The sequence below is a fragment of the Micromonospora sp. CB01531 genome, from assembly GCF_001905095.1.
Classification (GTDB): domain Bacteria; phylum Actinomycetota; class Actinomycetes; order Mycobacteriales; family Micromonosporaceae; genus Micromonospora.
Genome location: NZ_LWLS01000066.1, coordinates 59,623 through 86,382, shown reverse-complemented (window position 1 = coordinate 86,382; position 26,760 = coordinate 59,623). Strand labels below are relative to the sequence as shown.

The window sequence follows — 26,760 nt, the reverse complement described above, 5'->3', positions numbered from 1 at the left end:
ACCGCACCGGTCCGCGTCCGGATCGCCCGGGCCTATGCGGAACGCCGGTCGGCAATTGTGGCGGCCCCGGGCGTGCGCGAGGTGGCCTCCGGTTTCGATGCGCATTGAGGAGGACGGGCAGGGTTGGGTGACACCGACCGTCGTCGCCGTGTCGATGGAGGGGTTGCGGGCGCATTCAGGCCTACTCGAGGACTGCTTCGGCCCGCTCACGATCCTCGTGGAGTGCTCATCGCACGTCGGTGCCGCGGAGGCGGTCCCCGTCCTCTTCCGGGCTATCTGACGGCGACCGTCCACCACGCGATCAGAGAGCCCGGACGAGGACGTCGCTCGGCTCGGCCCCGCTCTGGCGGCCGTCGCGGGGCGCGTCTCTTCGACGGATGGCCGGCCGGCGTCGCGGAGACCCTGGCGATGCAGCACGCCGGCCCCTGGCCGCGACCACGACCGACTCGATCACGTCGGTGGGCACCGGGCGATCACGCGCTTCCTGGGCCCCCTGGCCTACCATGACCCGCCGCAGGCATGCTTGCCCGGCTCCTGCGCGACGACAATCCGTGGCACGTGCCGCAGACGCGGTCGCGCGCCGGCGACTCACATTCGGTGGGGGACCCGCGTCTCGACCGCAGAGACGTGATGGGCCCCCCGTCGCGGCCCCGCAGGCCGCCGGTCACAATGCTCAGCGGGAAAGCAGGGCCACACCCTGCGGTCGTCCCGGCACCGGGACCTCATAGCGCTCGAGGCTGTCGAGATCGATGATCGTGAGGCCGTTCCACGGACCGCGGCTCGTCGATCCGCCGGTGAGCAGCGCCTTCGCGCGACCGTCGACGGGACTGATCCACTCGACCACGTTCTCGTGCCCCTTGTCGAGCTCGACCAGGACCTCTTCCCCGTCCGTGTCCCGGATCGTCAGGCTCGGACCCAGTTTCGCACCGCCGATCGCGCCGACGCCCACCACGAGCAGCCGCCCGTCGCGGGTCAGGGACACGCCGTGCTGGTGCGTGTCGCCCGTCATGGGCGCTGTCGTGTAGCTCTGCTGCCGCGGGTCGAAGGTCACCAGGCCCTTCCCCTGATAGGGGAGCAGCAGCTCGCCCGTGGGGGCCACCGCCGCGTAGTGCGGCTTCTGATGCGACATCAAGCCACCTTCCGTGCCGAACGGCGAGACCTCGGCCCGGCGTACCGTGTGGTCGGGCAGGCCGATCGTGTGCAGCGTGAACGAGTCGTGGTCGATCGTGTAGACCTCGTCGCCCGCGGGCGAGATCTGCACGTCGAAAGGCCGCAAGCCGACCTCGACAGACTCGATGAATCGCGACTGCGCGACGTCGAACACCTCGATCACCGAGTTCTCCCCGGACCGCGTTACGGCGACATACACTCGCTCCCCATCCGGCGTCACCACGAGCCCCGTGCCTCCGGGACGCTCCTCGCCGTACTCGATGCGATCGGGCTGGTTCGCATACGAGACGAGCGCGATCAGCGTCCGGCGATCGAGGTCGACGACGGCCAGACCCTCGGCGGTAGCCGCATAGATGCGGTTCGAGGGCGCGTGGACCGTGACCCCCCACGGAGCCGCGCCGACCTCGGTCCGGGCCACGACGGCGGAGGCATCCGTCCGGGTGGCGTCGACGAAGCAGATCCCGTCCGACCACGACTGCGTGACCACGACGATCGGCGCATGTGCGGTCGCCCGGGTGCTGTCCGCGCTTTCGTTGTTCATGGTGTCCCTTCCCCTCGGCGGTCTGCCGATCGCCCACGGTGAGCGGTCGTCCGCCGACGCTAGCCGACTTTGGTATACAAAATCGTGAACGTCAAACGTGCTCCGGGCTCTCGCGCCGATCGGATCCGGCCACGAGCGCTGCCAGATGCGCCACGGCAGCCTTACGACTCGCCTTCACGTGGCGCTGCGCCGTCTTGCCCGCGCGCTTCTCGTCGCCGTCTGCGATTGCCTGGAAGAGCGACTCGTGCTCGGTGAGCATTGCACCGAGATCGTCATGCTGAGACAGCAGCCAGCGCATCCGTCCGTCCGTGACGCGATAGAGCTCGCTCAGTAGCTGGTTCGCCGAGATCCGCGTGACGGTGGCGTGGAAGTCCGCCGCCGCGTGGCGGGCACCGATGACGTCACCGGCCTGCGCCGCACGGCGCTCCCGCGCCAGATCGGCGCTGAGCTCGGCGAGATCCGAGATCGTGGCACGGCGGGCGGCGAGACTGAAGGAGAGCGTCTCGAGGCCGGACCGCACCTCGATGAGGTCGTCGATGTCGCGTTCCGTGGCCTGCCAGACCAGTGCCCCCGCGAACGGACGGGAGACGGCGAGCCCTTCGGCGATGAGCATCTTGAGCGCATCGCGCACGGGCACGCGACTGACCCCCATCTCCTCGGAGATCTCCCGCTCGACGAGCCTGCTGCCCGGCGGCCGGATGCCATCGATGATCTGCTCCCGGATCAGGCCGGCGACGCGATCGGCCTCCGGTCTGAACGTGTCGGCACTGCGCACAGCCACCCGATCTCCGTCTGCCGAAGGTATACAAAGCGACGAGGCGCTGCCCTCGATGCGGAGTAGCCTGCCACGTCCCCCCTCATCGTGGTCAAGCCCCCGCGCCAGCCTGCACGAAAGCCCGTCTACCTGGGGATACGTTCCATCTCCCGCATCTCTTGACGCTCACTGCGAAGGCGCCCGGTGGGCCGTCCGCGAACCCGTCAGCGACCTGTTGACATCGTCATGGCGGCGGGTCAGACTGTGCGCGGCCATTTTCGTATACCAAACGTGACGAGTTGCTCCCGGTCGTCGAGCGGTGGAGATATCCGAACAAGAGCGTGGCGCACTCCAGCGGAGGAACAGTGAAGAAGCGTTCTCTTGCAGCGTTGGTCTCAGCGGTCGCCTGCGGGCTGGCCCTGACTGGCTGCGTGTCGACGACGAGCCCCGGTGGCGGCAGCACGAAGACGAGCAGCATCACCGTCGCGCTGCCAACCGAGCCGTCGGACACCGACCCGATCATGACCCGGAGCATCGGGTCCTGGAACATCTACTACGCGCTCTACGACGGACTGACCCGGATCACCGCCAGCGGCAAGATCGAGCCGGGTCTCGCGACCTCCTGGACGCACAACAAGGACTCCACCGTGTGGGACTTTGACATCCGCAAGGACGTCACGTTCCAGAACGGGGACCCGCTAAAGGCGTCCGACATCGTATACACGTATCAGAAGATCCTCGACTCCCCGAAGTCGACCAACCGCGTCGCCATCGCCATGGTGCAGAGCGTCACCGAGGTCAAGCCCGGCGTCGTCGAGTTCGTGCTGAAGAGCCCGTTCAGTGCGTGGCTGAACCAGGTCGCGACGATCGGCATCGTCCCGCAAAGCGTGTACGAGAAGGATGGCAGCGACTTCGAGAACCATCCCGTGGGGACCGGACCCTACTCGTTCGTCTCTTGGAAACACGGGGTGAGCTACCAGCTCACCCGCAACGACAAGTACTGGGGCACCAAGCCCAGCATCAAGGACGTGACGATCTCATTCGTCGGCGACACCAACGCCCGCCTGACGGGTGTGCAGTCGGGCACGCTCGACATTGCACCGATCTCGGCAGACCAGATCACCTCGCTGAGCGGCTCGTCCCAGGCCAAGGCGGTCTCCGAGCCTTCGAACCAGGTCATGCAGATCGGGATCAACACGACGGCGGGTGTGCTGGCCAACCAAGACGTCCGCCAGGCGATCTCGCTCGCGATCGATCGCGACTCGCTGATCAAGAACCTGCTGGGCGGCAAGGGCGTCGCCAACGGCGAGCTCGTTGCCAAGGGCGTTCAGGGCTTCGTGCCGGACTTCCCGGCACCGGAGTACGACCCCGACCGCGCCAAGCAGTTGCTCTCCCAGGCCGGCTACAAGGGTGAGGAGATCACCTTCGATTTCGCGAGCACGGGGGGTGACCCGATGTCGCCCGATCTGGCACAGGCGGTGCAGGGCTACCTGCAGAAGGTGGGCCTCAAGGTCCGCCTGATCGGGCAGCAGCAGACGAGTCTGAGCCTGAAGATCGCCAACCACCAGATCACCGGGCTGTACCTCCAGGGCTGGGCGCCATCCAGCATGGACGGCGACGTCGTGGTCAGCCAGCTGCTGGCCGGCGGACCCGAGGACTACCCGCATGACCCCAAGATGACTCAGCTCTACACCCAGCAGCAGTCGGCCGCGGCGGACGCTCGGGCAGCCGTGTTCGAGCAGATCTGGACCCAGAACGCGCAGGAGGCCTACCACCTGCCGCTGTACACCGGGCACTACTCCTACGCCGTCAACTCGTCGCTTACCTGGACTCCCGCGGCCGACGGAATCTACCGATTGACAGACATCTCCTCCAAGTAGTCGGTCGGACTATCGCGGTGGCTCCGACGGAGGCCACCGCGAAAGTCCGCCACATGACTCGAACCTCAGGGTGAGAACAATGATCAGGTATCTGGTACGCCGCCTACTGCAGGGAGTGCTCACCCTCTTCTGCGTCGTGACGATCGCGTTCGTGCTCGGGCGCGCCAGCGGCAAGCCCGCGGCGCTTCTGCTGACCGAGGGCGCCACCGCGCAGCAGATCGACGAGCTGAACGGGCGCCTGGGATTCAACCGCCCCCTAGGCGAGCAGTACCTCGACTACCTCGGAGGCCTGCTGCGCGGGGACTTCGGCGTGTCCTACCGCAACCCCAGCGCACCGGCCATCACCCTGATCGCCGAGCGGCTCCCCGCCACGATCAGCCTCGCGCTCATCTCGTTCGCGATCGGCCTCACTGTCGCGATCGGCGCCGCGATCCTGATCCACATCACCGGCAGCACGCGCTTGCGGGCGACCTTCGTCTGGGGAGGGTCGCTTCGGCAGGCGATGCCCGACTTCTTCTTCGGCGTCGTCCTGGTGCTGATCCTGTCGGTGGGACTCCACGCGCTGCCTTCGCTGGGGTTCACCGGCCCGCTGTCCTACGTGCTGCCGGTGATCACGATAGCGACGGGTCAGTTCGTCCTTTACGTGCGCCTACTCGACTCGGCGCTGAGCGAGCAGTCGACGCAGGACTACGTGGTGACCGCCTACGCCCGCGGGAAGTCGCAGGCGGCTGTCGTCGTGGGGGAGATGCTGCCCAATGCGCTCCTGCCGATCCTCACGATGGCTGGGATGAATCTCGCGGGCCTGCTCGGCGGCACCGTGATCGTGGAGACGGTGTTCGCCTGGCCGGGTGTCGGCCAGGTCCTCATGCAGGCGGTGAGCACTCGAGACTTCGCCGTCGTGCAGGCGGGGCTCCTGGTCGTGGCGATCATGTTCGTGGTCGTCAATCTGGCCGTCGACCTCCTCTATCCCGTTCTCGACCCGAGGGTACGGCTGGCATGACCGAGCAGCTCATCGACATCCCCGTGGAGACCGTCGTCGTCCGACCACGCCGGCGGGTGCGCAAGAGCGTCCTCCCGATCATCGGCGGCACGCTGCTGCTGTGCATGCTCCTGTTCGTGATCATCGTCCCGTTGCTGCCTGGCGTCGATCCTCTCGCCCAGGATCTTTCCCATGCCAACCTCCCGCCGTTCACAGACTCCGCGCATCTGCTGGGCACCGACTCGCTCGGCCGCGACACGCTGAGCCGGATCGCGCAGGGCGGCCGGACCACGATCGCGATCACGCTGGCGATCGTGGTGATCAACGTGATCATCGGCGCCACGATAGGGCTTCTCGCCGGCTTCTTCGGCGGGTGGATCGACAGGCTCATCGGCCTGGTGAGCGACGCCATCCTCTCCCTGCCCGTGGTGCTGCTGCTGATCGCGATCTCCGCCATCGTCGGCCCGAGCGCGACGCTGATGGTCGTCGTCCTGGGCTGCACGTTCTGGATGGGCTATGCCCGGGTGGCGCGGGCGGTGACGCTGTCGCTACGCGGCCGGGACTTCATCGTCGCGCCCCAGATCCTCGGGGCGAGTGCGAGCTGGACGATTCGGCGACACGTCCTACCGCACGTCGTACCGCCCGTGCTGATCCTCGCGGTGACCGATGTGGGCGTGGTCATGCTGCTACAGGCCGGACTCGACTTCCTCGGGCTGGGCGTTCAGCCGCCTGCGCCCACGTGGGGCGGTCTCATCCTGCAGGGCCAGCCCGTGCTCAGTACGAACCCATGGCAGTCCATCCTCCCCGGTCTCTCGATCTTCATCCTCGTGGCCGGCACCCAGTTGCTGAGCCAGCGGTTCACTGCGGAAGGCTCCATCCCGCTCAGGAGGGCACGCACAGCATGAACGACAGCATCCGCGCCGACGTCCCGCTGCTCAGCGTGCGGGACCTTCGGATCGTGTCCGACTCGGGTGATGAGCAAATCGTTCTCGTCGACGGCGTCTCCTTCGACGTGTTCCCCGGGGAGACGCTCTGCATCGTAGGTGAGTCCGGCTCGGGCAAGAGCCTCACCGTTCTTGCGGTCATGGGTCTGCTCCCGCCCGCTCTGCGCATCGGTGGCGGCTCCATCCTGTTCCAGGGCAGGGAGATGATCGGCCTTCCGGAGCGGGAACTGCGCAGCATCCGCGGACGCGGAATCGGCATGGTCTTCCAGGACCCGATGACTTCCCTGAACCCGCTTCGCCGGATCGGCCCGCAGCTAACGGAAGCGGTCCGGCTGCACAATCCCCGTGCGTCGCGGAAGGACGCCTCCGCCCGGATCCAGGATCTACTGCAACAAGTGGGCGTGACGCAGCCCGAGCGCAGCACGCGCGCCTACCCTCACGAGTGGTCGGGGGGAATGCGCCAGCGGGCCATGATTGCGATGGCGATGGCGAACGATCCGGATCTACTGATAGCGGACGAGCCGACAACGGCGCTGGACGTGACGATTCAGGCGCAGGTGATGCAATCTCTTGCGCGGGTGCGCGCGGCCCATGACTCGGCCATGATCCTGATCACGCACAATCTCGGGCTCGCCGTCGAAAACGCCTCGCGCATCATCGTGATGTACAGCGGCCGGATCGTTGAATTCGGCGACGTGGCGACCGTATTCGAGCAGCCGACGCATCCCTATACGCGCGCACTCCTGGCGAGCCTGGTCACCGGTGGCCGTGAGCGCATACCGGCGATCCCGGGTAATCCGCCTTCTCCCCGCAACCGGCCGCAGGGCTGCGCTTTCGCGCCGCGATGCGCGCTGCACGCGGGCCGGGACGTCTGCACGCAGAAACGGCCGGAGCTCCGGCCGACCGTCTCGGGCTCGCTGTCGGCATGCCACTTCGCAGAGGAGCTGCTCATGGTGGGGACGGCATCATGAGCGGCTCCGAAACCCCGCTGCTGGAGATCGACGACCTGCGTGTCCAGTACAAGCGCAAGCGGCTCTTTGGCGCATCGACGGTCCTCACCGCTGTCGACGGGGTGAGCTTGAGTCTGCAGCGCGGCAAGACGCTCGGGCTCGTGGGCGAGTCGGGGTGCGGCAAGTCCACCCTGATGCGATCGCTGTTCGGGCTCACTCCGATCGTCAGCGGTTCGATCAAGGTGATGGGTGAGGACGTCACGGGCAGCGGACGCCGGGCGCGGCGCCGGCTGAGCAGCCGAATGCAGATGGTCTTCCAGGACCCGTATTCGGCTCTCGACCCGCGGATGACGGTGCACGAGATCGTCGCGGAGCCTCTTCGGCTCGCCGGACGGTACCGGGCGCAGGAGGTCACCGACCTTCTCGATCGGGTCGGGGTTACCGCGGAAATGGCCAGGCGCAAGCCGTCGGAGTTCTCAGGCGGCCAGCGGCAGAGGGTCGGCATCGCTCGGGCGCTTGCGCTGAGCCCGGACATTCTGATCCTGGATGAGCCGGTGTCGGCGCTCGACGTATCGATCCAGGCGCAGGTGCTGAACCTTCTGGCGGATCTGCAGCAGTCGCTGCAGCTCACGTATCTTTTCGTCTCGCACGACCTGTCGGTGATCCGCCACATCGCCGACGACGTGGCGGTCATGTACCGCGGCCGGATCGTGGAAGAGGGCACCTCGGAGCGGGTGTTCGCGCATCCTGCGGACGCCTACACGCGGTCACTGCTCGCTGCGATCCCCGCGATGGGCCCGAGCGAGGCGCGACGGAGGCGAGCGACGGCAGCCGAGAGCGAGCCGAGCCCTGGCTCCGCTGCGCCAGAGGCCTGACCGAGGGCAAGTGCGGAAGGAATCACGATGGAGTTGACCGAGTACACGATCCCTGGCATGAGGATCACGGACCACGTCCTGAACTGCGCTGGACTGGCGGTCGTCGGACGACGGCTGCACCATCCAGCTCATCCCACGGGAAGGTCGTCGATCCTGGCGCGCTCGCGATGAGCCCTCGCTGCTCGTCGATCTGGAGGGCGGACCCGGCGGCAAGGCGCCCCGTCCCGTGCTCTCCGAAGTTTGGATCGGAACGGTCTTGACGACGCACCGGCTGATCCTGGTCGACCAGCGCGTCACGGGACGCAGCTCAGCCGTCCAGGCCGCATCGATCGCCGCATCACCGGCGCACGTGATTATCTGCTGAACTTCCGCGCCGATTCGATCGTCGCCGACGTCGACCTGCGCCGAAAGAGGGTTTTCGGCGGCGCGCGGTGGTAGACGCTCGGCCAGAGCTTCGGCGGATTCATGGTCACGATCATCCCAGCCGTGCAGGTGCCGACCCGACGGTGGGCCTTGCCGTCACCGCCGACCACCGCCGACATCCTGATCTGCCGCGAGTCGGGCGGGTCCGACGGCACGACCGGAAGCCGATGAGCGAGCACGTCGTTCCGCCCGCCCCGCGAGAAAACCCATTGCGAGTGGCCGGCACCGGATGTCTGGTTGATCGGGCATCAATCACAGGAGGAAACATGACGCACATGTCGCTGCCCACCCCCACGCTGCACACCCCTCGCCTTCGACTGCGTCCCTTCGACGACGCGGATGCGAACGACCTCTTCGCGCTGCACAGCAGCGCCTACGTGCTGCGCTACTGGGACGCGCCACCGTGGAGCGAACGCATGCGCGCCGAGCGGTTCATCACGGCCTGCCGGCAGATGGCAGAGGAAGGCACCGGGACGCGGCTGGCCGTGGAACGTGACTCCGACGGGGCGTTCATCGGATGGTGCAGCCTGAACCGGTGGAATCCGGACTACCGCAGCGCATCGCTGGGCTACTGCTTCGACGATGCAGCGTGGGGCCACGGCTACGCGACGGAGGCCGCGCGCGCCTTGCTGCGGTGGGCATTCGACACACTGGACCTGAATCGCGTCCAGGCCGAGACCGATACACGCAACGTGGCATCCGCCCGCGTGCTGGACAAGCTCGGGTTCGTGCGTGAAGGGACGTTGCGGGAAGACTGCGTCGTGAACGGCGAGGTCTCTGACTCGTGGGTCTACGGGCTGATCAGGCGGGAGTGGCGGCCGTCGTCTGAGCCGGTGCCCGCCCGCTGAATCCTCCCTCGCTCGCGCGACGTCGCCCGGCATCCGGGTGCGTCGCTTCGCTGCGTCCCGGGGGGCCGGCACCAGGGCACTCTCTTGGCCGCGTTGAAGTAGGCGCACAACTGCGACTACTTCGCTGTCGACGGCGCCTTCATTTTCGAATCCCTCAGGATCACGGAGCAGACAGGAGCTGGACGACCTGCTGCCGTGCCCGATCGAGGTCGGCACCGAGTTTGACCAACAACTGAGTCGCGACGCCTTCGCCCTCGCGGATCAGGCCCAACAGGACGTGCTCGGTGCCGATGTGGTTGTGGCCGAGCTGCTGCGCCTCACGCAGCGACAGCTCGAGGACCTTCTTGGCGCGTGGGGTGAAGGGGATGGGCCCGCTCGGCGCCTGCTGGCCCTGGCCAATGATCTCATGAACCTGCTGGCGGACACACTCGAGAGAGATGCCGAGGCTCTCCAGCGCCTTGGCGGCCACACCCTCGCCCTCGTGCATGAGGCCGAGCAGAATGTGCTCTGTGCCGACGTAGTTGTGGCTGAGCATTCTGGCTTCTTCCTGAGCGGCGTCGGCGACAAGATCTGCCGCCGACTGCGCGGGTCCCATGATCCAGCGCCGACGGAAGGCAGCGAGGGCACGTCGCGGGTCGCCTTGGTCGTCAGGAGGATCTGCGAGACGACCGTCGTCACCCTCCCCGCCTGCAATCGTCCGCACCGTCCTGCTCACCCCCTTCGCGAGGCAGCCGGCCCGTAGCGCGGCGCGGGCGGCCGTCGGGGCCAACAGCCAGCGACGAACGTTGCTGGCGTCGCTGTGGGGGTCTAACCCGGGGATGAGGTTGACCACCTCGAGCAGGGCCGCAACAAGTGCGGCAGCGACTAGCGCGACACGCATCAGCGCCGTATCCGACGTGGTGCCCGTCCACGCCGCTGCGGCACCGAGCACCCCCGCGGTGACCAGATTCGTCATCGGACCACCCAGGTGCAACAACACCATCCGCAGCGGCAACGCAGTCGCCGACGGCACCGGCCGCACCAACACCGCACTGCGCCAACCAGTAAAGGGCGCGATACGAACCGCGACAACCGGCAAACGCAACAGCAACGCCATGATGAGATGCCCGCACTCGTGCAAGACGATGTGCACCCACAGCGACATGCATGCTAGCCCGACGACGATGAACGCACGCGTCACCGACTCCGTGTGCTCTCGGATCACGGCACGATCCACGGTCTTCTCGAGCGCAGTCGACACGAAGATGCGCAGGTCCCACCGATCAATCAGTTCCGGGCGCATGAGGAAGACGCCGACGAAGACCAGCACGGCGTCGGCGGGGGCAGCCGTGACCGGCGGGGACAGCGCAGTATCCGCTGTGCGGTCGTAGACCGCGTGTTGGAAGCGTCGATCTCCGCCCGGGCCGAGCGGATCGAGCAGCACCCGGTTCAGCGCATCGTAGTCGTGGGTGTCGAAGTAGCAGCCGTCGGCCGAGTACTCGCCGCGCGGATAGCGCTGTGCCCGGGGGAAGAGGAAATCGTCGATCGTCGCGCGGATGACGTCGCGGCCCTGTGTGCGCAAGACGACGGCCAGCTCGTCGGCGAGCGTGGTCTTGCCTGCGGCGGGCGGTCCGTCGATGGCAACCCGCGTCGGGTGTGCGACTGTGACGGACCCGACTGCGTCAACCAGGCGGCCGAGCAGCTCGTCGCGGGTGCCTTTGTCCATGTCCTGCCCCGTCCTACCCGCTCGGCCGACACCCGCGGGAAACCCGATGACCGTTTCCTGGACCCGCGTTCCTTCTGGAAGTCTGCGCCGAACCGCGCTCAGTTGATCCTCAGCCATGATCGAACAATCATCAGCCGTCTCGCGTCGACCGGCATACACGGATCAAAGGGCAGCAGGACGTGGTCCGGACAACATCCTCATCTGGGCCGCTGACAAGGCGCGGCGTCCCTGAGCGCGCACATCACCCAGCCGTACCTACCGTCGGGTCGCTCGCTGGTAGCAGCGTTACCCCGCGCGCGCCTATCCTTGCCGCCCTTGGCGGGGGCGGCGGGTGGGAAGGGCATCGGGCAGTATCGGCGCATGTCGTCTTCGGAGCTGCTGCGAATACGAGATCTGGTGCCGGATTTTCAGGCGTACGCCGATGAGTGCGGGGCGTTGGATCGTGCGCGTTGGCCGGGGCTTTGGCGGTCTCGCTACCTTGACCGTCACCCGCGGATCTTCAGGGAGCTGGACCGGGAGGGGAAGTGGTCACGTCCTGACGACCTCGCCGCCATTCTGGGCCGGCTGCGCGAGGACAGCGCTGACCTCATGGCCCGCTCCGCAGCGGTGCGGGCGCTCCTGCCGCTCGGGGTCGCGGCGGTCGCGGAACTTCTTGGTTGGACGGGGGAGGGCGGCCCGGTTGACTGCATCGTGCTGGTGGGGTTGCAGCGGGCCAATGGCTGGGCCGACGCCCTCGACGGTCGGTACGCCTTGTTCCTCGCGGTAGAGCAGCTGGGCGTGGCCGACGACGACCGCCTGCTCGTCCTTCACGAGGTGGCGCATGTGGTGCACGACCGGCTCGCCGGGATCCGCGGTTGGCCGCCGCACGGGCTGGCGAGCTGTCTGCTCACCGAGGGCTTGGCCACTCAGGTCTCGGTAGAGACGGCACCCGGGCGCGCCGACGAGGAGTATCTCTGGTTCGGCCGTCCGGGTTATCGGGCGTGGCTTGACGAGTGCCGAGGGCGGTGGTCGGAGATCTTGGAGCGGATCGGGAATGACCTCGACGGGATCGACCCCGCGCGGCATGCGCCATACTTCCTCATGCGGGACTCGCCGCTGGCCGGCGACCTGCCCAAGCGCTGTGGCTACCTGGTCGGACTCGAGGTGGTCCGCCGGCTGCGGGAGGACCATCCGCTGCCCGAGATCGCCCGATGGAACCTGGACCGCGTTGGCGCAGAGGTACGGCAAGCCCTGGAACAACTCGCCGCGCTCTGAGCGCTCGTCGTGGTCGCGCTCGGCCACCTCGACCTTCCGTACGGGCAGCGCAGGTGGGACGGCCCGAAGGGGTCCCGCCCACGGGCTCACATCCTCAATGAAGTGGTGCGGCCGCCATGCGGATCTGCCGCCGACTGAGCATCACCGTAAGTTGTGGTTTGGTCCCGGCGAGATGCGTCGGGCTCACCCCAGCTTGTCGGAACGGCCAGAACCAGCCATCGAACAAGGACCCACATGGGGTTGTGAACACAAGGATGCTCGTCCTCGGGTCAGACTTCGATCCGCGGGACGTATCCAGCAGGCGCGCGGATCTGCCGCAGATCGCGCACCGTGGAGTGCGGCCGGTTGACGGGTGGCGACGCGCGGAGGTGCCGATGAGCGGGTGTCGGCTGGTCGAACGCTATCCGACCGTTGCGGTTAAGCCCTCGTCTCCGCGGCCGTCTGCGATGAGCGCTTCGATTCTCGCCGCTACCTCTGGTAGTCCGCCGTTGCCGAGGCGTCGGCCGGACCGCAGTTCGATGAGGTGGCGGACGACCGCCAGGTGCTCGGTGAGGTCTGCGGGGCCTGGGGGGTAGGTGGCCTGTTGCATTTCCGAGACGGTGGCGGACACTCCAGTGACCACGTGGCCGAGCTGGGTACTCGCCGTGTGGGAGAATTCCACCACGTCGATGCCGGCCTCATGTGCTGCACCAAGGGCTCGTAGCAGGCCGAGTTGGGCGTCGTACCACACCCCGAAGAGGGCAAGGTCCCAGACCGCGGCCGCCTCCGGCGTTTCTCCGACAAACCGTGGCTTGCTCAGCAGCTGGAGGGTCGTCTTGTGTTGCTCGAACGCGTGCCGGGAGCCGCTATACAAGATCGTTGCGGTATCGGTGCCGATCATCTCGGGCGAGGCCTGAATCCCCGCGTCGATGTAGTGCGCGCCCAGGGTGGTGGCCCGCTGGGCGGCCAGCCGCGCTTCGCTGCTGGTACCGGTGTACATCCCGACGATCGTGTGCCCGGACAGGTCCATGTCGAGTTGGGTGAGGCACTGCTCTACCGCTGTGTAGTCCTTGAGGGTCAGGAAGACGAGGGTGCTGGATGACACCGCCTCCCGCACGGACCGCGCTGGTAGCGCCCCCGCGGCCACCAGCTCGGTTGCACGACTTTCGGTACGGTTCCACACCGTAATGTCGTACCCGCTTCCCAGCAGCCGATGTACAAGCGCACTACCGATGGCCCCCGTGCCAATGACCGCGACCTCAGGTGCTGACTTCTTGCCATCGCTCATGGCGCAATCCTCAAACGTTAACCTTGCTTGAGGTCAAGTCGACGGCTCCATCGCAACGCACTGTCATGCCGCGCATGCTGATCGACCACGAGCGGTCACGGTCCGTAGCTGACCACTGGGTCGAGCGGGCTACCTGAACTGCCGAATACCGTGCACGTGGTGTTGTGTCGGCGTCAGCGTTTGCTGGCCCTTGTTGTAGGTCTCCGCGGTACGGCTCCGACGGCCCCAGCGGGTCACTCTGCACTCGTGGGCGTTTCACCAGCTCGGCCAGTTCATCGCCTACAAAGCGACACGAGCAGGAGTCGCGCTCGTTCATGTGGACCCGGCGTACACCTCGCAGGGCTGCTCCGCCTGCGGGCACATCGCCAAAGCCAACCGCCCCAACCAGACCACCTTCCGATGCACGTCCTGCGGCTTCGCTGAGCACGCCGACGTGAACGCAGCCCGCAACATCGCCACACGCGGTGTCGTGGACTGGGCAGCAGTCAGCCTGCCAAACGCGGCGTGACCGATACAGCCAGCATCGAGCACGATCTGCAAGCTCGGCCCTTCAGGGCCGAGAAGCTGACGCCAGCAGCGAATCGCTTGCTCCTCACGCGGCGTCATGCCACATAGTCGGTGGTGTGGAGGAGCACTTGACCGTGGGGCGTGTGGCGGAGTTGGCCGGCGTCAGCGTCCGCACACTGCATCACTATGACGAGATCGGCCTCCTGGAGCCGTCCACGCGGACCGCGGCTGGGCACCGGGCCTACTCCGCAGGCGACGTGGAGCGACTCCGGGAGGTGCTCGCCTACCGGCGGCTCGGCTTCGGATTACGGGAGATCGCGGATCTGGTTGACGATCCGGCCACCGACGCAGTCGCGCACCTGTGCCGGCTGCGCGGCCTGCTGATGGGCCAGCGCGACCGCGCTGCTGCCATGGTGACGGCCATAGACAGGGAACTGGAGGGCCGAGCGATGGGAATCAGGACGACGCCAGAGGAGCAACTGAAAGTGTTCGGCGCGCAGCTGTACGACGCCATCGGATCCGCTTACCCAGCGACGAGGCGCACCGAGCCGCGGATCGCCGCGCGCATCTGGGATGCGCTGGGGGACGCACGAACTGTGCTGAACGTCGGGGCTGGCACCGGCTCCTACGAACCACCCGACCGCGAGGTTACGGCGGTAGAACCGTCGGCGGTCATGCGGGCGCAGCGTCCCGTGGGCGCGGCGCCGTGCGTGGCCGCCGCTGCGGAGAGTCTGCCGTTCGAGGACCAGTCCTTTGACGCCGCGATGGCGGTCAGCACCGTCCATCACTGGCCGGACCCGGTCGCCGGGCTGCGTGAGATGCGGCGTGTGGCCCGCCGTGTGGTGGTGTTCACCTACGACGCCGCTGACACCGGCTGGCGTCAGCGGTTCTGGCTCACCCGCGACTACTTACCTGAGTTCGCCGACCTCCTTGTCGGCTGGCCGTCCTTGGCCGACCTGACCCGCGCGATCGGAGGACGCGCGGAGCCGGTGCTCGTTCCGTGGGACTGTGCTGACGGCTTTTTCGAGGCATACTGGCGTCGGCCTGAGGCGTACCTGGACGAACATGTACGCCGCGCGGTTTCGGTATGGACCAGAGTCGGACCGCAGGCTGAGCAGCGGGCAGTCAGCACACTGCGCGAAGATCTTTCCTCAGGCCGGTGGGCCGAGCGTAACCGTGACATCGTCGCCCTCGACACGGCAGAGCTCGGTCTCCGCCTGCTCGTAGCGTGAACCACCGTGGGCGAGGGCGCCGCTAGAAAGCTGACCGGCGGGATCATTAGATGCTGCCGCGGCGACGCTTGGCCTCCGTGGTGCGCTCAACCTGGACGTCCTTGCCGTATGGGTCGAGCTTGGGTTTGTCGGTCCAGCTCGAGGGCTGTATGAGAGAGCGAGGCGCAGATCCGGTGCACCTCGGGGACTCCCGGCCGCTCCGCTTCTGTCAGTTGTGAGGGCTCGGATCTTCCTCCGGTGACGGTGCCCGGGTGGGCGGTACAGGAGACAGATCCTGGCGGGTACCGGTGATCCCGGCCGCCTGTTCGTGCGCCCGGTTCAGGATTGCCTCCGCCTCCCGTCGGGTGGCGGTCACGATCCCTTCGGCTTCGAGCCGCGCCTTGGCGCGGTGGTCGTCGGCCTGTTCCTCGGCGAGTTTGAGGATCTGTTCTACCCGGGTGCCCAGGCCGCTGAGGGCTGGCCGCCGTCGTCGTTCCGGGACGACCGCTGTTCCTGTGGTTGTCCCGTCGCCTGCCACCCCGGCATCCTCGTCGCGGTCGACCAGACCGTCCCCGGCGAGGTCGGATTCCGTGGTACCGACCAGGGAGAGCACGACGCCGAGCGCGGCGATCGCAACACCGGACCAGACGGCGGCCGGCCCGAGGGATGGACCGACCGCAGCGCCGACGCCGAGCCCGAAAAGGACGGCAGCAGTCCTGGCCGGCTTGCGCATAGGTCCCCCTCGAGTGATGCGGGCGTGGGCTTCCGGTTCCAGCATGACGAACGAGTCAACCCGGGCCGGACACGGAGCGAACGCGGGGGGCCAGTGTGCCCAACTCCGTTCCGGGCACACGGCTGAGCATGTGCAACTCATGCTCAGCCCATAGGAACGGTTCGAGTGTTGCGGTGATCGCGATGGCCTGGCTGCTGCCCCGCGAGGATGGTGCCGATGTCGTTGCGGGGATGGTGCTGGTCCCAGAAGGTGTCGTCGATGAGCCAGTGGACGGCCTCGGTCAGGCCGGGCCAGGACGTGGTCTGGTGTGGCGCAGGGTCGCGAGGATGGACAGGGCGCTGATGATGTCGGCTCGGCGGTCGGGCCAGGCGATGGTGGACATGCGGCTGCCAGTTCGATTGTTGCGCGGGTGAGGGCGGGTGTGGTGATCAGTGCCCTGGTGCCTCGGGCGAGGTAGCGGCGGTCGCCGGTCTGCCATTCGTCGTCGGCTTCGACGAGGACGGCGCCGGCGAGGCGGAGCAGGGCTTGGGGGTTGGGGAACACGCCGACGTCGCTCAGCCGATCAGCGGGCGGCTGACGACACTGTCGGTGCGGCCGCTCAGTTCCCGGTCCAGGGTCTCCTGGGCGTCGCGCATCGCCTCGGCGTACGCCGGTTCGGCGAGCCGCCGCATTCCTACCTCGGGTGCGACGTCCTCGACCACCGCGCTGACCCACCAGATGTTGCCGAACGGGTCACGTACCCGGCCGCCCCGCTGGCCGAAGGCGTGGGTGGCCGGCGCGGTGACCACGCGGGCTCCGGCAGCGACCGCGCGCGCCATCGCGGCGTCCGCGTCGGCGACGAAGACCCGCAGTAGCGACGGCATGGCCGGCCAGTCCGCCCGCTGGTCGAAGGCGAGCAGGACGGTGTCGCCGACGCGGATCTCGGCGTGGCCGATGGTCCCGTCCTCCAGCCGTACCCGCCCCTGCTCGACCCCGTCGAACACCGCGGTGATGAAGTCCAGCAACTGCCCGGTGTCCGGCGTGACGATCCACGGGGCGGCTGTCGTGTACCCGGCGGGTGCGGTGCTGCTCATGGTGATTCTCCCTCGGTCGTAGCAGTGCGCCCCACGGTAGATCCCGTATAGGTCAGTTCTCGTCCTAGTCGAGCGGCAGAATGGCGGCCATGTCCGACGCGCGTGCCCGACTGCTGTCCCTGCTGTCGCTGTTACAGACACCTCGGCTGTGGCCGGGAAGTGAACTCGCGCAGCGGCTCGGGGTGTCCGGCCGGACCGTACGGCGCGACATCGACCGGCTGCGCGAGCTGGGCTACCCGGTGCACGCCGAGCAGGGCGGGCTGGGCGGTTACCGGCTGACGGCCGGCGGCGCGATGCCGCCGCTGCTGCTCGAGGACGACGAGGCGGTCGCCGTGGCCATCGGGCTACGTACGGCGGCGGTGCAGGCGGTGACCGGGGCGGACGACGCGGCGGTACGCGCGTTGCGCAAGCTGCTTCAGGTCCTCCCGGCCCGGCTGCGCCGTCGGGTCGACACCCTAATGTCCTCCACGGTGGCCCACCCGTTCTCTCTCGCCCCCGAGCTGGTGGACCCCGACGCGCTGGTCGTCGCCGCCTCCACGATCGCCAACCACGAGCGGCTGCGGTTCCGGTACCGCGGCGAGGGCCGGCACGTCGAGCCGCGCGCCCTGGTGACGGCCGGGCGGCGCTGGTATCTGCTCGCTTTCGACCTCGATCGCGACGATTGGCGGACCTTCCGACTGGACCGGGTCACGGACCTCACCGCGACCGGTGCCCGGGCGGCCACGAGGGAGGTACCCGGCGGGGATGCCGCCGCGTTCGTCGCCAGCCGGACCATGCAGATGGCCCCGACATACCCGGCCGACGTGGTGATCCACGCACCGGCCGCCGACGTGGTGGACCGCCTCGGCGCGCCGCCGCCGGGCACCCTGACCGACCAGCCGGACGGCACCTGCCGGTGGCAGGCGCCGCCGGACACCCCCGAATGGCATACGCTCCGGCTGGCGTCGATCGGGCTGCCCTTCGAAGTCAGCGGTCCAGCGGAGCTGATCGCCCACCTCAGGTCAACAGCCGCGCTGTTCCAAGCTGCTACGGCAGGACCACGCCGGTCCGGAACGCGGTCACCACGAGCTGGGCGCGGAAGTGTCCGCCCAGCGTCGCCGCCGCCGCATAGTTGATGTGCGCCTGAAGCGAGCGCTCGCCGAACCCTCGCCCGACACGGCGGACCGAGGAGCGATCCGGGCTGATGCCGCGTGCAGTCGTCGTGGTCGGGCTTTAGGCCGGGGGATCTGGCAACGGGACGAGGCCGCCGGGCTGGGCGTCTCGTCCCGTTGCCAGTGGGGGAGGATCAGGCGTTGGCGTACTGGGCGGCGACGTCGAGGATCCAGGTGATGCCGAAGCAGTCGGTCAGCATCCCGAACGCCGGCGCCCACTGCGCCGGGCCGTACGCCTCGACGACGGTGGCGCCATCGGCCAGCTTCTCCCACAGCGCGCCGACCTCTTCGACGGTCTCGCCGCGGACGGACAGGAAGAACGGCTCGCCGGTCAGGGTCACGCCGTTCTCGCGCCGCGTGGAGGGCGCCGGCGCGATGCCGGCTCCGGCCTGGCTGGGCACGTCGTAGGCCATGACGTGGAAGCCGTCGTCGGCCGAGACCTGGCCCCAGACGACCTTGCTGGCGTCGGGCAGGTCCTTCGGCATCCCGAAGTCGCCGTACGTGATGACCATGATCTCGCCGCCGAACACCGAGTGGTAGAACTCCAGCGCCTCCCGGGCGTTGCCTCGAAAGTTGAGGTGGGCGGTGGTGGTGATGCTCATCCAAGGCTCCTGGTGGAAGTTGTTTCCGGTCACGGTGTCCGGCCGGCGTCGTCACCAAGGTTCGACGGCGTAGGTGACAGGTTGTGGCACCTACTGCGGGTAGGTTCGAACTCGTGCCGAAAACCTCTGGTCGACTGCTGGCCATGTTGTCGCTGCTGCAGACGCGCCGCGACTGGCCGGGCACGCTGCTGGCCGAGCGGCTCGACGTCAGCCTGCGGACCGTGCGCCGCGACGTCGACCGACTGCGCGAGCTCGGCTACCCCATCGCCGCCGTCAAGGGTCCCGACGGTGGCTACCGGCCCAGCGCCGGCACCGAACTACCGCCCCTGCTGTTCGACGACGAGCAGGCCGTGGCACTCACCATCGCGCTGCAGACCGCCGCCACCACACTGGGCGACGGCACCGGCGAAGCGGCAGCACGGGCGTTGACCACCATCCGGCAGGTCATGCCGTCCCGGCTCCGGCACCGCATCAACGCCCTCCAGATCACCGCCGTCGACCGGCCCGCCACCCGACCGGCCGCCCCGATCGACGGCGACGTGCTCCTGGCGATCAGCTCCGCCGTGCAAGCCCACGAGATCCTCCGCTTCGACTACGGCTCCGAGACCGCGGACAAGCCCCCGCGCCGCGTCGAGCCGCACCACGTCATCACCTGGGACGGACGCTGGTACATCGTCGCGTGGGACCTCGACCGGTCGGACTGGCGCACCTTCCGCGCCGACCGGATCACCCTGCGCATCCCCAACGGACCGCGCTTCACGCCCAGGGAACTGCCCGGCGGCGACGTGACCACCTTCGTCACCGGCAGCTTCCGCGGCGCTGACGACGGCACCATCGGCTGGCCCTGCCAGGGCACCGCGATCCTCGACCTGCCGGCCGCCACCGTGGCCCTCTACACGCGCGACGGGATCGTCGAGGAGCTCGGCTCGGACCGCTGCCGGCTCACTCTCGGCTCCTGGTCCTGGTCCAGCCTCGCCGCCGCCATCGCCCAGTTCGACACCGAGATCGAGGTTGTCGGCCCCGCCGAGCTTGTCGACGCCTTCGGCCACCTCGCCCGCCGCCTCGCCAGGACCGCCGCCGGCCCCACTCCCGGCGGGACTTCGTGACCGGCTGCTCGCTCATGCCGCCGACGCGGACGGAGCGTGATGTCCCCGGTGCCGCAGCGCCCGGTCGTAGCCGAGAACAGTGTTGTCCGACGAGGCGGACGACCTCGTCCTTCATGCATGATGGAGCAGAACCGCCATGGTTCGGTGGCAATGCTGCAACATGCGGCGTGGTGCCCGGCAGCATCCGGCGACAGGGCTTGCGGCGGTCAGCTCTGCTGGTAGTTCACTGCGGCGAACCCGCACGGCTGGTGCAGGTGCAGGTAGTAGGCGCCCTCGCCGAACTCGTCCAAGTCCGCGCCGCCGATCAAACCCACATAGTCCATCGGTTGTCCGCAGCCTGGGCAGTCCGCGTGCTCGGCGTCCTGGATCCAGTCGGGGCGGCCGCCCAGGGTCGAGCCGCCCCGATTCCAGGCGCTGGCCTGGTAGGGGCCGGGCAGAGCCGGTCCTGGGACCGGCAGCAGCGCCGGCGGGTCCTCCGGTTCGGCCGCATCCGGTAGGTAGCTGGGGCGGGTGTTGCCGGCCCACCAGGTAGCGGCACCGGCAGGTGTGACCCGGCTGTACAGCGTCGTATAGCAGGCACAGAAGTGACAGCTCTCGATCACCAACCGGCCGGACCAGCCCGTGTGCGCCAGGGCGGCACCGATGGCGGGGTCTGCGGTGTCGAGGTCCGCGGCAGTCCAGAGCGGCGACGCGCACCACGGACAGTGGGAACGCTCCACGCGTCGTGATGTCTCCCGCATGACCCACCGGTACGCGGTGTCACCGCACAGGTCACGTCGGACGCCGTCCGGGCCGACCACCCAACCGCCCTCCTGCGCGTAGTGCAGCGGCCCGACGTGCAACTCGTCCACGCCGGGCGGCGGCTGGGTCGACCAGCGACGCATGGCGCTCTCGGCGAGCGGGTGAGCACTGTGCGCCAGGACAAGGAGCAGGTGATTGAGCCGCTCCGGCGTCCGCCCACCGTCGATCTGCTCGATGACCCGGCGGACCACGTCGGCACCTGCCGCCCGGTACAACTTCCCCGGCCACAACACGTCGAGGTCCAGCAGGAGGCCGTGGTGCGGAGTCAACCTCCGCGGATCGGTGTCCGCGATCGCGCACAACTCCTCGACCGCATCGTCGTCCTCGGCGGCCGTCCTCCTGATCAAGTCCTCGATCACAAAGGGATGGTAGCCATGCCGATCAGCGGCGCCCCGTAATGGACCGACGTCCTCATCTGCGGCCGACCGCGTTTTACAGAGTGCGACGGACGAGCGGAGGCACTTGAACGCGGTCGTGCCGATGACAGCGCGTCCTGGCGGCTGGCGAATACAGCAGGTAACGAATACTGCGCACCGCCAGGCGCCCGGCCGGACCTGTCGGTCTATGACGTGCCGCTGCTGCTCGGCGAGGAGGAGGGGCTACATCGGCGACCCGGGGTGGGCATCCGCGGGCCTGCTGATGAGCAGAAGGTGCTTCCGGATCCGCTGCAGTCACGCCTTGAAACAGTCGCCTGAACCTGAGCCGCTTGCATCCGCAACTGCCGAACTGAGTGCGGTCAGTGTGTTTGGGTCTCCCAGGCCGGCTGCTGGGGTTCGTCATTGTGCACGACGATGTCGACGTGATCGGTCGGGCGGACCGTAGCGAAGTAGAACTGTTGGGAGGGAATGTAACGCTCGCACCAGCGCCGTTCGACTTCGGCCCGAGATGACACCCGGTGCTCTCGGATCACGGCACGATCCACGGTCTTCTCGAGCGCAGTCGACACGAAGATGCGCAGGTCCCACCGATCAATCAGTTCCGGGCGCATGAGGAAGACGCCGACGAAGACCAGCACGGCGTCGGCGGGGGCAGCCGTGACCGGCGGGGACAGCGCAGTATCCGCTGTGCGGTCGTAGACCGCGTGTTGGAAGCGTCGATCTCCGCCCGGGCCGAGCGGATCGAGCAGCACCCGGTTCAGCGCATCGTAGTCGTGGGTGTCGAAGTAGCAGCCGTCGGCCGAGTACTCGCCGCGCGGATAGCGCTGTGCCCGGGGGAAGAGGAAATCGTCGATCGTCGCGCGGATGACGTCGCGGCCCTGTGTGCGCAAGACGACGGCCAGCTCGTCGGCGAGCGTGGTCTTGCCTGCGGCGGGCGGTCCGTCGATGGCAACCCGCGTCGGGTGTGCGACTGTGACGGACCCGACTGCGTCAACCAGGCGGCCGAGCAGCTCGTCGCGGGTGCCTTTGTCCATGTCCTGCCCCGTCCTACCCGCTCGGCCGACACCCGCGGGAAACCCGATGACCGTTTCCTGGACCCGCGTTCCTTCTGGAAGTCTGCGCCGAACCGCGCTCAGTTGATCCTCAGCCATGATCGAACAATCATCAGCCGTCTCGCGTCGACCGGCATACACGGATCAAAGGGCAGCAGGACGCGGTCCGCCCAGGCGGCGAGATCGCCGACTGCCGACACGGTCGATCTCGGTGCCCTGCCGACTTCGATTGCGCGGGACGGACCGATGTGGCGCGGCTTCGGCCGACGGCAATCCGCGTTGGCGGACCGCGCGCCGCTCGCGGCTGGGCAGGATGCAGCCCGGCTCGCAGCGGACTCTACGAGCCCAGGACGGTTCACATCTTCCGACGGCCAAGAATAATGGGGCCATGTTCGAATCGATGCCCCGATTGGATCTAGATGTCCAACGGGCGTATCTCGCCCGGCTCGGTGTTGCGGCGGAACCGCCTTCGGCGGCAGGCCTTCAGCTGTTGGTGCAGCGGCACGCTGAGCGCGTGCCGTACGAAACCCTGTGGATCCACGCCGGCGAGGCCTGGAACATCGACCCGTACGAGTCCGCAACGCGTATCGCACTGCACGGCCGCGGCGGCTACTGCTATCACATGAACGGGGCGCTGGGCTTGCTGCTCAGTTCGCTCGGTTACGCAGTATGCGGCCACGTCGGAGGAGTTCACGGCCCGGAAGGCTCCAACGCCGCCGCGATGGGAAACCACTTGGTCTTGACGGTGGAGCTGTTGCCGAGCGACACGAACCCTGGCGGGGTCTGGTACGTGGACGCCGGGTTGGGCGATGCTCTGCACGGTCCGCTGCCGTTGGTCGCGGGAAGGCATGACCAGCCGCCCTTCGAACTCTCCCTCGAGCGGGCTGCTGACAAATCGGGGTGGCATCTGACCCATGACCCAGGCGGCGGATTCACCGGCATGACCTGGACCTTGGCTCACGCGCGCTGGGCCGAGTTCGAGGCGAAGCATCACTGGTTGTCGACCTCGCCGGAGTCGGGGTTCGTCCAGGTGGCGATGGCCGAACGCCGCGACGCCACGGGGGTAGATGTCATCCGGGGTCTGGTTCTGAGCCGGATCGGCGACGGCGCCCGCACCGCAGAGCCCGTCACTCGCCGGGCGGAGTGGTTTGACCTGCTCGCGGACCTATTCGATCTGCGGTTGCACACCATGACCCCGGAGGCGCGTGATCGACTCTGGACAAACGTCCTCACAGCGCACCGCCGCTGGCAAGAGTCGCAGGCCTCCCAGAGCCGCTGAAATCCCCGCAGGCGTCGTCGGTGAACCGCAGCGGGGCATCGCCAGCTCTGCGGGACGGTCGACGGCCGCCGAAAGCACTGGCGTTGTTGCGGGGCAGGCCGGTGACGACGTCTCGGACGCAGGCAGGCGTACAGGGACCCAAGCTTGCGGATCCGCCGGCGCCGGTTCAAACCCGGCCACCGGACGCTGATCCACCGTCAACGTGTACGCCCTCACCAACCGCACCGCCGCCAGGCCCGCCCCGCCGACCTGGCCGACGGGCTACGCGGTCACTGGGCCATCGAAGTCCTACATCACATCCGCGACACCACCTACCGCGAAGACACCGTCCGCGTCCGAACCGGCGACGCACCCCGCGCCCTGGCCACCCTACGCAACATCGCGATCAGCCTGCTCCGCCTGGCCGGTATCACCACCATCGCCAAGCCCTACGCAGCAACAGCCCTCAACCGCATCGATCCCTACAACTCCTCGGAATCACCTGAAACGGGCATGCAGCTACCTTGCGAGAGCCCTGGGGTAGGGCGTGCCCCACCGCTGGGGTAGGGCCTGCGCCACCGGCAATCTTCACCCTCACCGGCTGTCGTCTGGACAGAACGCTTCGTAGGGTCGCAGGAAAGTCATCGAACACGATTCCTGTCCGTTCCGGGGGTAGTCACGTGAATTTCTCCATCGAAGACCCGCCCGTCGGGAATCGAGCGTCGTCCGGGACGCTCTCCAGGATCGTCGACGTCGACGCGTTGCGCGCCGTGGCGCTGCTCCTCATCCTGGTCGTCAACATCGCCTTCTTCGCCACCGGCTATTCCTTCCACCTGGTTCCGGACCCCGCGCACGACTCGTGGGGTGACCACGCGGTCCGGTGGCTGGTCGAGCTGCTCCTCGCGATGAAGGCGTACCTGCTCTTCTCTTTTCTGTTCGGCTACAGCTTCACGCTCCAACTCGATTCCGCCGCGCGGCGCGGCGTCGACCTCGCCCCACGGTTCCGGCGACGGCTGGCCGGACTCTTCGTGCTCGGCATCCTGCACGCAGTGCTGCTGTTCCAGGGCGACATCCTGACCACGTACGCATTGCTCGGTCTGGTCCTGCTCGCCATGCGGCGAGTCAGCGTCGGGACCGCGGTGCGCGCCGCCGTACTGCTGACCGGCGGGATCGGCTTCGTCCTCGCGCTCGCCGCCACGGGCGGGACCCAGCTGGTCACCGATCCGGCGACGGCACTCGCGGCGGGGCAGCGGTCCACCGAGGCACTACAGGGCGGGATCGGCTCGCTGATCACCGAGCACGTACGCCAGCTGCCGGCGATGTTCGGCACGCTCCTCGTGCAGGGGCCGCTCGCCCTCTCGGCCTTCCTCTTCGGTTACGCGGCCGGGCGGCGCCGGCTACTCACCGACGTCGTCGGGAACCGGCAGCTCCTGCGCCGGGTGCAGCAGCTGGGCTATCCGGTCGGCCTGGCCGGTGCGGTGATCTTCGCATCGGGCGGGGGCAGCGCCAACCTGACCGGGCTGACGGCGGGCGTGCTCACCGCGCCGCTACTCGCCGCCGCGTACGCCGCCACCCTGCTCCAGTTCTTCCAGACCGACCGGGGACGGCGGGTCGTCGCCGTACTCGCGCCGGCCGGACGGATGTCCCTGTCGAACTACCTGGGCCAGTCGCTGCTCTGCGTCCTGGTCTTCACCGGCGTCGGGCTGGGCCTCGCCGGTGCCGTCGCACCCCCGGTCGTCGTACTCATCGCGGTCGCGATCTACTGCGTTCAGCTCGCCGCCAGCGCGGCGTGGATGGCCCGGTTCCGGTACGGACCGTTGGAGTGGCTGTTGCGGGCCTGGACCGAGCAGCGGTGGCCACGGCTGCGGGCCGCGGACCCGGCATGACGGGTCCCGGTGGGGTGAATTGCCGCCGGGCCGCACCCAACCGGGCCAGCACCGCATCGGGCAGGTCTGCAGCCCGCTCGGCGATCTCGGTGACCGTGCTCTGCCCGGCAGCCACCGCCGCGGCCGTGATCGCCAGCAGGCCCGGTAGCGGATGGATCCGTCCCCGTGGGTCTCGCGGGTCCGGCACCCTCGCCAACGCCCGCAACAGGCCCGGCGCCTCCCGTTCCACCTGATCCGACACGGCACCCAGACGTGCGGACAAGTCACCAATCAACGGTGATGCTTCCACGAGCGCGGTCCTTCGCGCTGGTCCCAACCTTGCGAAGACCCTGGGTAGGCGTATGCGTTTCGCATATAGTTGCCGCATGGAGTCGAACCTTGAAGCAGCCATCAACGAGTGGCACGCGAGCGTGAACGACGGAGACCTGCAGCGGTCGGCGAAAGCGGTTGGTGATCCGATCGTGGTGCTGGGGCCAAAGGGGGTCGGCCCGATCACGCCTGCGCAGTTCGCGGATTGGGTGAAGCGTTCAGGGATCAAGCTGGTCCCGCGGTCGTGGCACCCGATCAGTGAGCGACTCATGGTGGTCGAGGAGGACGCCACCTGGCCCGAGAGCAACACGCCAACGCGTGTAGCAACGGTCTTCCGCGCATCCGCTGGCAAGGTGACGGCTGCACTGCGGTTGTCCGACCTGAAGTCGGCACTCGAACTCGCCTACATCTGCCGCGAGATGGCGGCATCGGAGTGACCCGCCCGGGGCCGGGCCACGTCTTGTTCGGCTTCGTCCGGCACTGGTCACGCAGATCCGTGACTGGTGATCCTGCCATAGCCGACCAAGGGCGACTCGTGCTGGTCAGCGAGGCGGTCCACTCCCTGACCAAGCGCGGGGCCGCTGCAACGGTCAACGCGATCGCGCACGAGATCGGGATCGATCAGAGCGGGGCTTCACGACTGATCAAGAGCGCGACCGCGGCGGGATACCTGGTCATCGCGGCATCTGCCACTGATGGCCGGCGACGCGAAGCGTCACTCACCCCTGCGGGCCGGTCCATGCTGGCGCAAGCTCACCGCTGGCAGGAGGACGTTTTCGATCAGCTGACCGCGGACTGGAGCGAGGAGCGGCGCCGCGACTTTCAGCAGGCCATGACTGATCTGATGGCCCGGTCCTATGCGCTGGACGCATGAGCCACGACAACGCCGCTGAGCATCGAGGGCCGCCGACGGCAGATCGAGCGCTGCAAAACGCGCCCCATCGCTCATGTCGCGGCAGCCCAGCGTGCCCGGTCGCGGGGGCGCCCATGGAGAACTCTCCGTCCTTAGACATGCATCTGAAGTGCATCAACCAAGGTCGGTCTATCCATGCATGCGACATCCGCTCACTGCCACAGATGGTGCGGTGAGCCCGTATGTCGTAG

General features: G+C 68.1%; 26 protein-coding genes and 4 pseudogenes. 17 read left to right on the top strand and 13 right to left on the bottom strand.

The features are described 5' to 3' along the window. Positions 1–97: 97 nt before the first annotated feature. Positions 98–280 (top strand): hypothetical protein, encoded by a 183-nt coding sequence (locus A6A27_RS16645; RefSeq protein WP_073835518.1) that lies wholly within the window; start codon positions 98–100, stop codon positions 278–280. Positions 281–673: 393 nt separating this feature from the next. On the opposite strand, the gene A6A27_RS16640 is transcribed toward A6A27_RS16645, so the two are convergent. Further along, positions 674–1,711, bottom strand: a complete 1,038-nt coding sequence (locus tag A6A27_RS16640; protein WP_073835517.1) for a YncE family protein — start codon at positions 1,709–1,711, stop codon at positions 674–676. Between the two features lie 91 nt (positions 1,712–1,802). Then, positions 1,803–2,492, bottom strand: coding sequence for a GntR family transcriptional regulator (locus A6A27_RS16635; RefSeq protein ID WP_198940329.1), 690 nt, complete (start codon positions 2,490–2,492; stop codon positions 1,803–1,805). A 314-nt stretch (positions 2,493–2,806) separates the two neighbouring features. On the opposite strand from A6A27_RS16635, the gene A6A27_RS16630 reads away from it, so the two are divergent. The 6 genes from A6A27_RS16630 (at position 2,807) to A6A27_RS16600 (ending at position 9,364) form a co-directional block, all read left to right on the top strand. Continuing rightward, complete coding sequence (locus A6A27_RS16630) at positions 2,807–4,345, top strand: ABC transporter substrate-binding protein (protein ID WP_143194027.1); 1,539 nt, start codon at positions 2,807–2,809, stop codon at positions 4,343–4,345. A 79-nt stretch (positions 4,346–4,424) separates the two neighbouring features. Next, positions 4,425–5,345, top strand: coding sequence for an ABC transporter permease (locus A6A27_RS16625; RefSeq protein WP_073835514.1), 921 nt, complete (start codon positions 4,425–4,427; stop codon positions 5,343–5,345). Beyond that, entirely contained in the window at positions 5,342–6,229 is an 888-nt protein-coding gene (locus A6A27_RS16620; RefSeq protein ID WP_073835513.1) for an ABC transporter permease, read from the top strand. Before A6A27_RS16625 ends, A6A27_RS16620 begins: the two co-directional genes overlap by 4 nt. Beyond that, positions 6,226–7,239, top strand: coding sequence for an ABC transporter ATP-binding protein (locus A6A27_RS16615; RefSeq protein WP_073835512.1), 1,014 nt, complete (start codon positions 6,226–6,228; stop codon positions 7,237–7,239). Before A6A27_RS16620 ends, A6A27_RS16615 begins: the two co-directional genes overlap by 4 nt. Continuing rightward, on the top strand, positions 7,236–8,093 hold the full coding sequence (locus A6A27_RS16610) for an ATP-binding cassette domain-containing protein (protein ID WP_073835511.1): 858 nt from the start codon (positions 7,236–7,238) through the stop codon (positions 8,091–8,093). The genes A6A27_RS16615 and A6A27_RS16610 overlap by 4 nt, the downstream gene beginning before the upstream one ends. A gap of 689 nt (positions 8,094–8,782) precedes the next feature. Next, complete coding sequence (locus tag A6A27_RS16600) at positions 8,783–9,364, top strand: GNAT family N-acetyltransferase (protein WP_143194025.1); 582 nt, start codon at positions 8,783–8,785, stop codon at positions 9,362–9,364. 169 nt (positions 9,365–9,533) lie between these two features. Here A6A27_RS16600 and A6A27_RS42205 read toward each other — a convergent pair. Together A6A27_RS42205 and A6A27_RS16585 are read right to left on the bottom strand one after the other, a co-directional pair. Next, positions 9,534–9,959 (bottom strand): annotated as a pseudogene (locus A6A27_RS42205) (Clp protease N-terminal domain-containing protein); the annotation flags it as partial. A 597-nt stretch (positions 9,960–10,556) separates the two neighbouring features. Next, positions 10,557–11,069, bottom strand: a pseudogene (locus A6A27_RS16585) (uridylate kinase); the annotation flags it as partial. A gap of 360 nt (positions 11,070–11,429) precedes the next feature. Between A6A27_RS16585 and A6A27_RS16580 the strand changes: the two are divergent. Next, the gene (locus tag A6A27_RS16580; RefSeq protein ID WP_073835551.1) at positions 11,430–12,323 is read left to right on the top strand and encodes a hypothetical protein; all 894 of its coding nucleotides are present in this window, start codon (positions 11,430–11,432) and stop codon (positions 12,321–12,323) included. Between the two features lie 400 nt (positions 12,324–12,723). Here A6A27_RS16580 and A6A27_RS16575 read toward each other — a convergent pair whose 3' ends face one another. After that, positions 12,724–13,590: an NAD(P)-dependent oxidoreductase gene (locus tag A6A27_RS16575; RefSeq protein WP_073835509.1), complete on the bottom strand. Its 867-nt coding sequence runs from the start codon at positions 13,588–13,590 to the stop codon at positions 12,724–12,726. A 238-nt stretch (positions 13,591–13,828) separates the two neighbouring features. Here A6A27_RS16575 and A6A27_RS47480 point away from each other — a divergent pair, with 238 nt between their 5' ends. Continuing rightward, positions 13,829–14,098 (top strand): zinc ribbon domain-containing protein, encoded by a 270-nt coding sequence (locus A6A27_RS47480; RefSeq protein WP_198940332.1) that lies wholly within the window; start codon positions 13,829–13,831, stop codon positions 14,096–14,098. 115 nt (positions 14,099–14,213) lie between these two features. Then, positions 14,214–15,329, top strand: coding sequence for a MerR family transcriptional regulator (locus tag A6A27_RS16565; RefSeq protein WP_073835508.1), 1,116 nt, complete (start codon positions 14,214–14,216; stop codon positions 15,327–15,329). 208 nt (positions 15,330–15,537) lie between these two features. On the opposite strand, the gene A6A27_RS47475 is transcribed toward A6A27_RS16565, so the two are convergent. From A6A27_RS47475 to A6A27_RS16550, 4 genes and pseudogenes are all read right to left on the bottom strand, one after another. Next, positions 15,538–16,041: a DivIVA domain-containing protein gene (locus A6A27_RS47475; RefSeq protein WP_073835507.1), complete on the bottom strand. Its 504-nt coding sequence runs from the start codon at positions 16,039–16,041 to the stop codon at positions 15,538–15,540. Positions 16,042–16,184: 143 nt separating this feature from the next. Further along, on the bottom strand, positions 16,185–16,301 hold the full coding sequence (locus A6A27_RS47470) for a hypothetical protein (RefSeq protein WP_443189975.1): 117 nt from the start codon (positions 16,299–16,301) through the stop codon (positions 16,185–16,187). Positions 16,302–16,487: 186 nt separating this feature from the next. Then, a pseudogene (locus A6A27_RS43170) lies at positions 16,488–16,602 on the bottom strand (transposase); the annotation flags it as partial. After that, a complete protein-coding gene (locus tag A6A27_RS16550; protein ID WP_073835505.1) occupies positions 16,596–17,114 on the bottom strand; it encodes a VOC family protein in 519 nt (172 codons plus the stop codon). The gene A6A27_RS16550 and the pseudogene A6A27_RS43170, both read right to left, overlap by 7 nt. Positions 17,115–17,203: 89 nt before the next feature. On the opposite strand from A6A27_RS16550, the gene A6A27_RS16545 reads away from it, so the two are divergent. Continuing rightward, positions 17,204–18,229, top strand: a complete 1,026-nt coding sequence (locus A6A27_RS16545; RefSeq protein WP_073835550.1) for a helix-turn-helix transcriptional regulator — start codon at positions 17,204–17,206, stop codon at positions 18,227–18,229. A 170-nt stretch (positions 18,230–18,399) separates the two neighbouring features. On the opposite strand, the gene A6A27_RS16540 is transcribed toward A6A27_RS16545, so the two are convergent. Continuing rightward, a complete protein-coding gene (locus A6A27_RS16540) occupies positions 18,400–18,867 on the bottom strand; it encodes a VOC family protein (protein WP_073835504.1) in 468 nt (155 codons plus the stop codon). Positions 18,868–18,980: 113 nt separating this feature from the next. On the opposite strand from A6A27_RS16540, the gene A6A27_RS16535 reads away from it, so the two are divergent. Beyond that, complete coding sequence (locus tag A6A27_RS16535) at positions 18,981–19,973, top strand: helix-turn-helix transcriptional regulator (RefSeq protein ID WP_073835503.1); 993 nt, start codon at positions 18,981–18,983, stop codon at positions 19,971–19,973. A gap of 206 nt (positions 19,974–20,179) precedes the next feature. Here A6A27_RS16535 and A6A27_RS16530 read toward each other — a convergent pair whose 3' ends face one another. Together A6A27_RS16530 and A6A27_RS16525 are read right to left on the bottom strand one after the other, a co-directional pair. Next, positions 20,180–21,133, bottom strand: a complete 954-nt coding sequence (locus tag A6A27_RS16530) for a hypothetical protein (protein WP_073835502.1) — start codon at positions 21,131–21,133, stop codon at positions 20,180–20,182. A gap of 377 nt (positions 21,134–21,510) precedes the next feature. Beyond that, a complete protein-coding gene (locus tag A6A27_RS16525) occupies positions 21,511–22,185 on the bottom strand; it encodes a cytidylate kinase family protein (protein ID WP_073835501.1) in 675 nt (224 codons plus the stop codon). A gap of 406 nt (positions 22,186–22,591) precedes the next feature. Between A6A27_RS16525 and A6A27_RS16520 the strand changes: the two genes are divergently transcribed. The 3 genes from A6A27_RS16520 to A6A27_RS16510 all read left to right on the top strand — a co-directional run bounded on the left by A6A27_RS16520 (position 22,592) and on the right by A6A27_RS16510 (position 25,347). Continuing rightward, entirely contained in the window at positions 22,592–23,482 is an 891-nt protein-coding gene (locus tag A6A27_RS16520; protein ID WP_198940328.1) for an arylamine N-acetyltransferase family protein, read from the top strand. Between the two features lie 144 nt (positions 23,483–23,626). After that, positions 23,627–24,028: a hypothetical protein gene (locus A6A27_RS16515; protein ID WP_241825289.1), complete on the top strand. Its 402-nt coding sequence runs from the start codon at positions 23,627–23,629 to the stop codon at positions 24,026–24,028. 113 nt (positions 24,029–24,141) lie between these two features. Beyond that, on the top strand, positions 24,142–25,347 hold the full coding sequence (locus A6A27_RS16510; protein WP_083672641.1) for a DUF418 domain-containing protein: 1,206 nt from the start codon (positions 24,142–24,144) through the stop codon (positions 25,345–25,347). A gap of 31 nt (positions 25,348–25,378) precedes the next feature. Here the strand turns inward: A6A27_RS16510 and A6A27_RS16505 are convergent. After that, positions 25,379–25,714: pseudogene (locus A6A27_RS16505) on the bottom strand (transposase family protein); the annotation flags it as partial. On the opposite strand from A6A27_RS16505, the gene A6A27_RS16500 reads away from it, so the two are divergent. Then, positions 25,713–26,093: a hypothetical protein gene (locus A6A27_RS16500; RefSeq protein ID WP_073835500.1), complete on the top strand. Its 381-nt coding sequence runs from the start codon at positions 25,713–25,715 to the stop codon at positions 26,091–26,093. The pseudogene A6A27_RS16505 and the gene A6A27_RS16500 overlap by 2 nt on opposite strands. Positions 26,094–26,191: 98 nt before the next feature. After that, positions 26,192–26,530: a MarR family winged helix-turn-helix transcriptional regulator gene (locus A6A27_RS16495; protein ID WP_198940327.1), complete on the top strand. Its 339-nt coding sequence runs from the start codon at positions 26,192–26,194 to the stop codon at positions 26,528–26,530. Positions 26,531–26,760 lie beyond the last annotated feature (230 nt).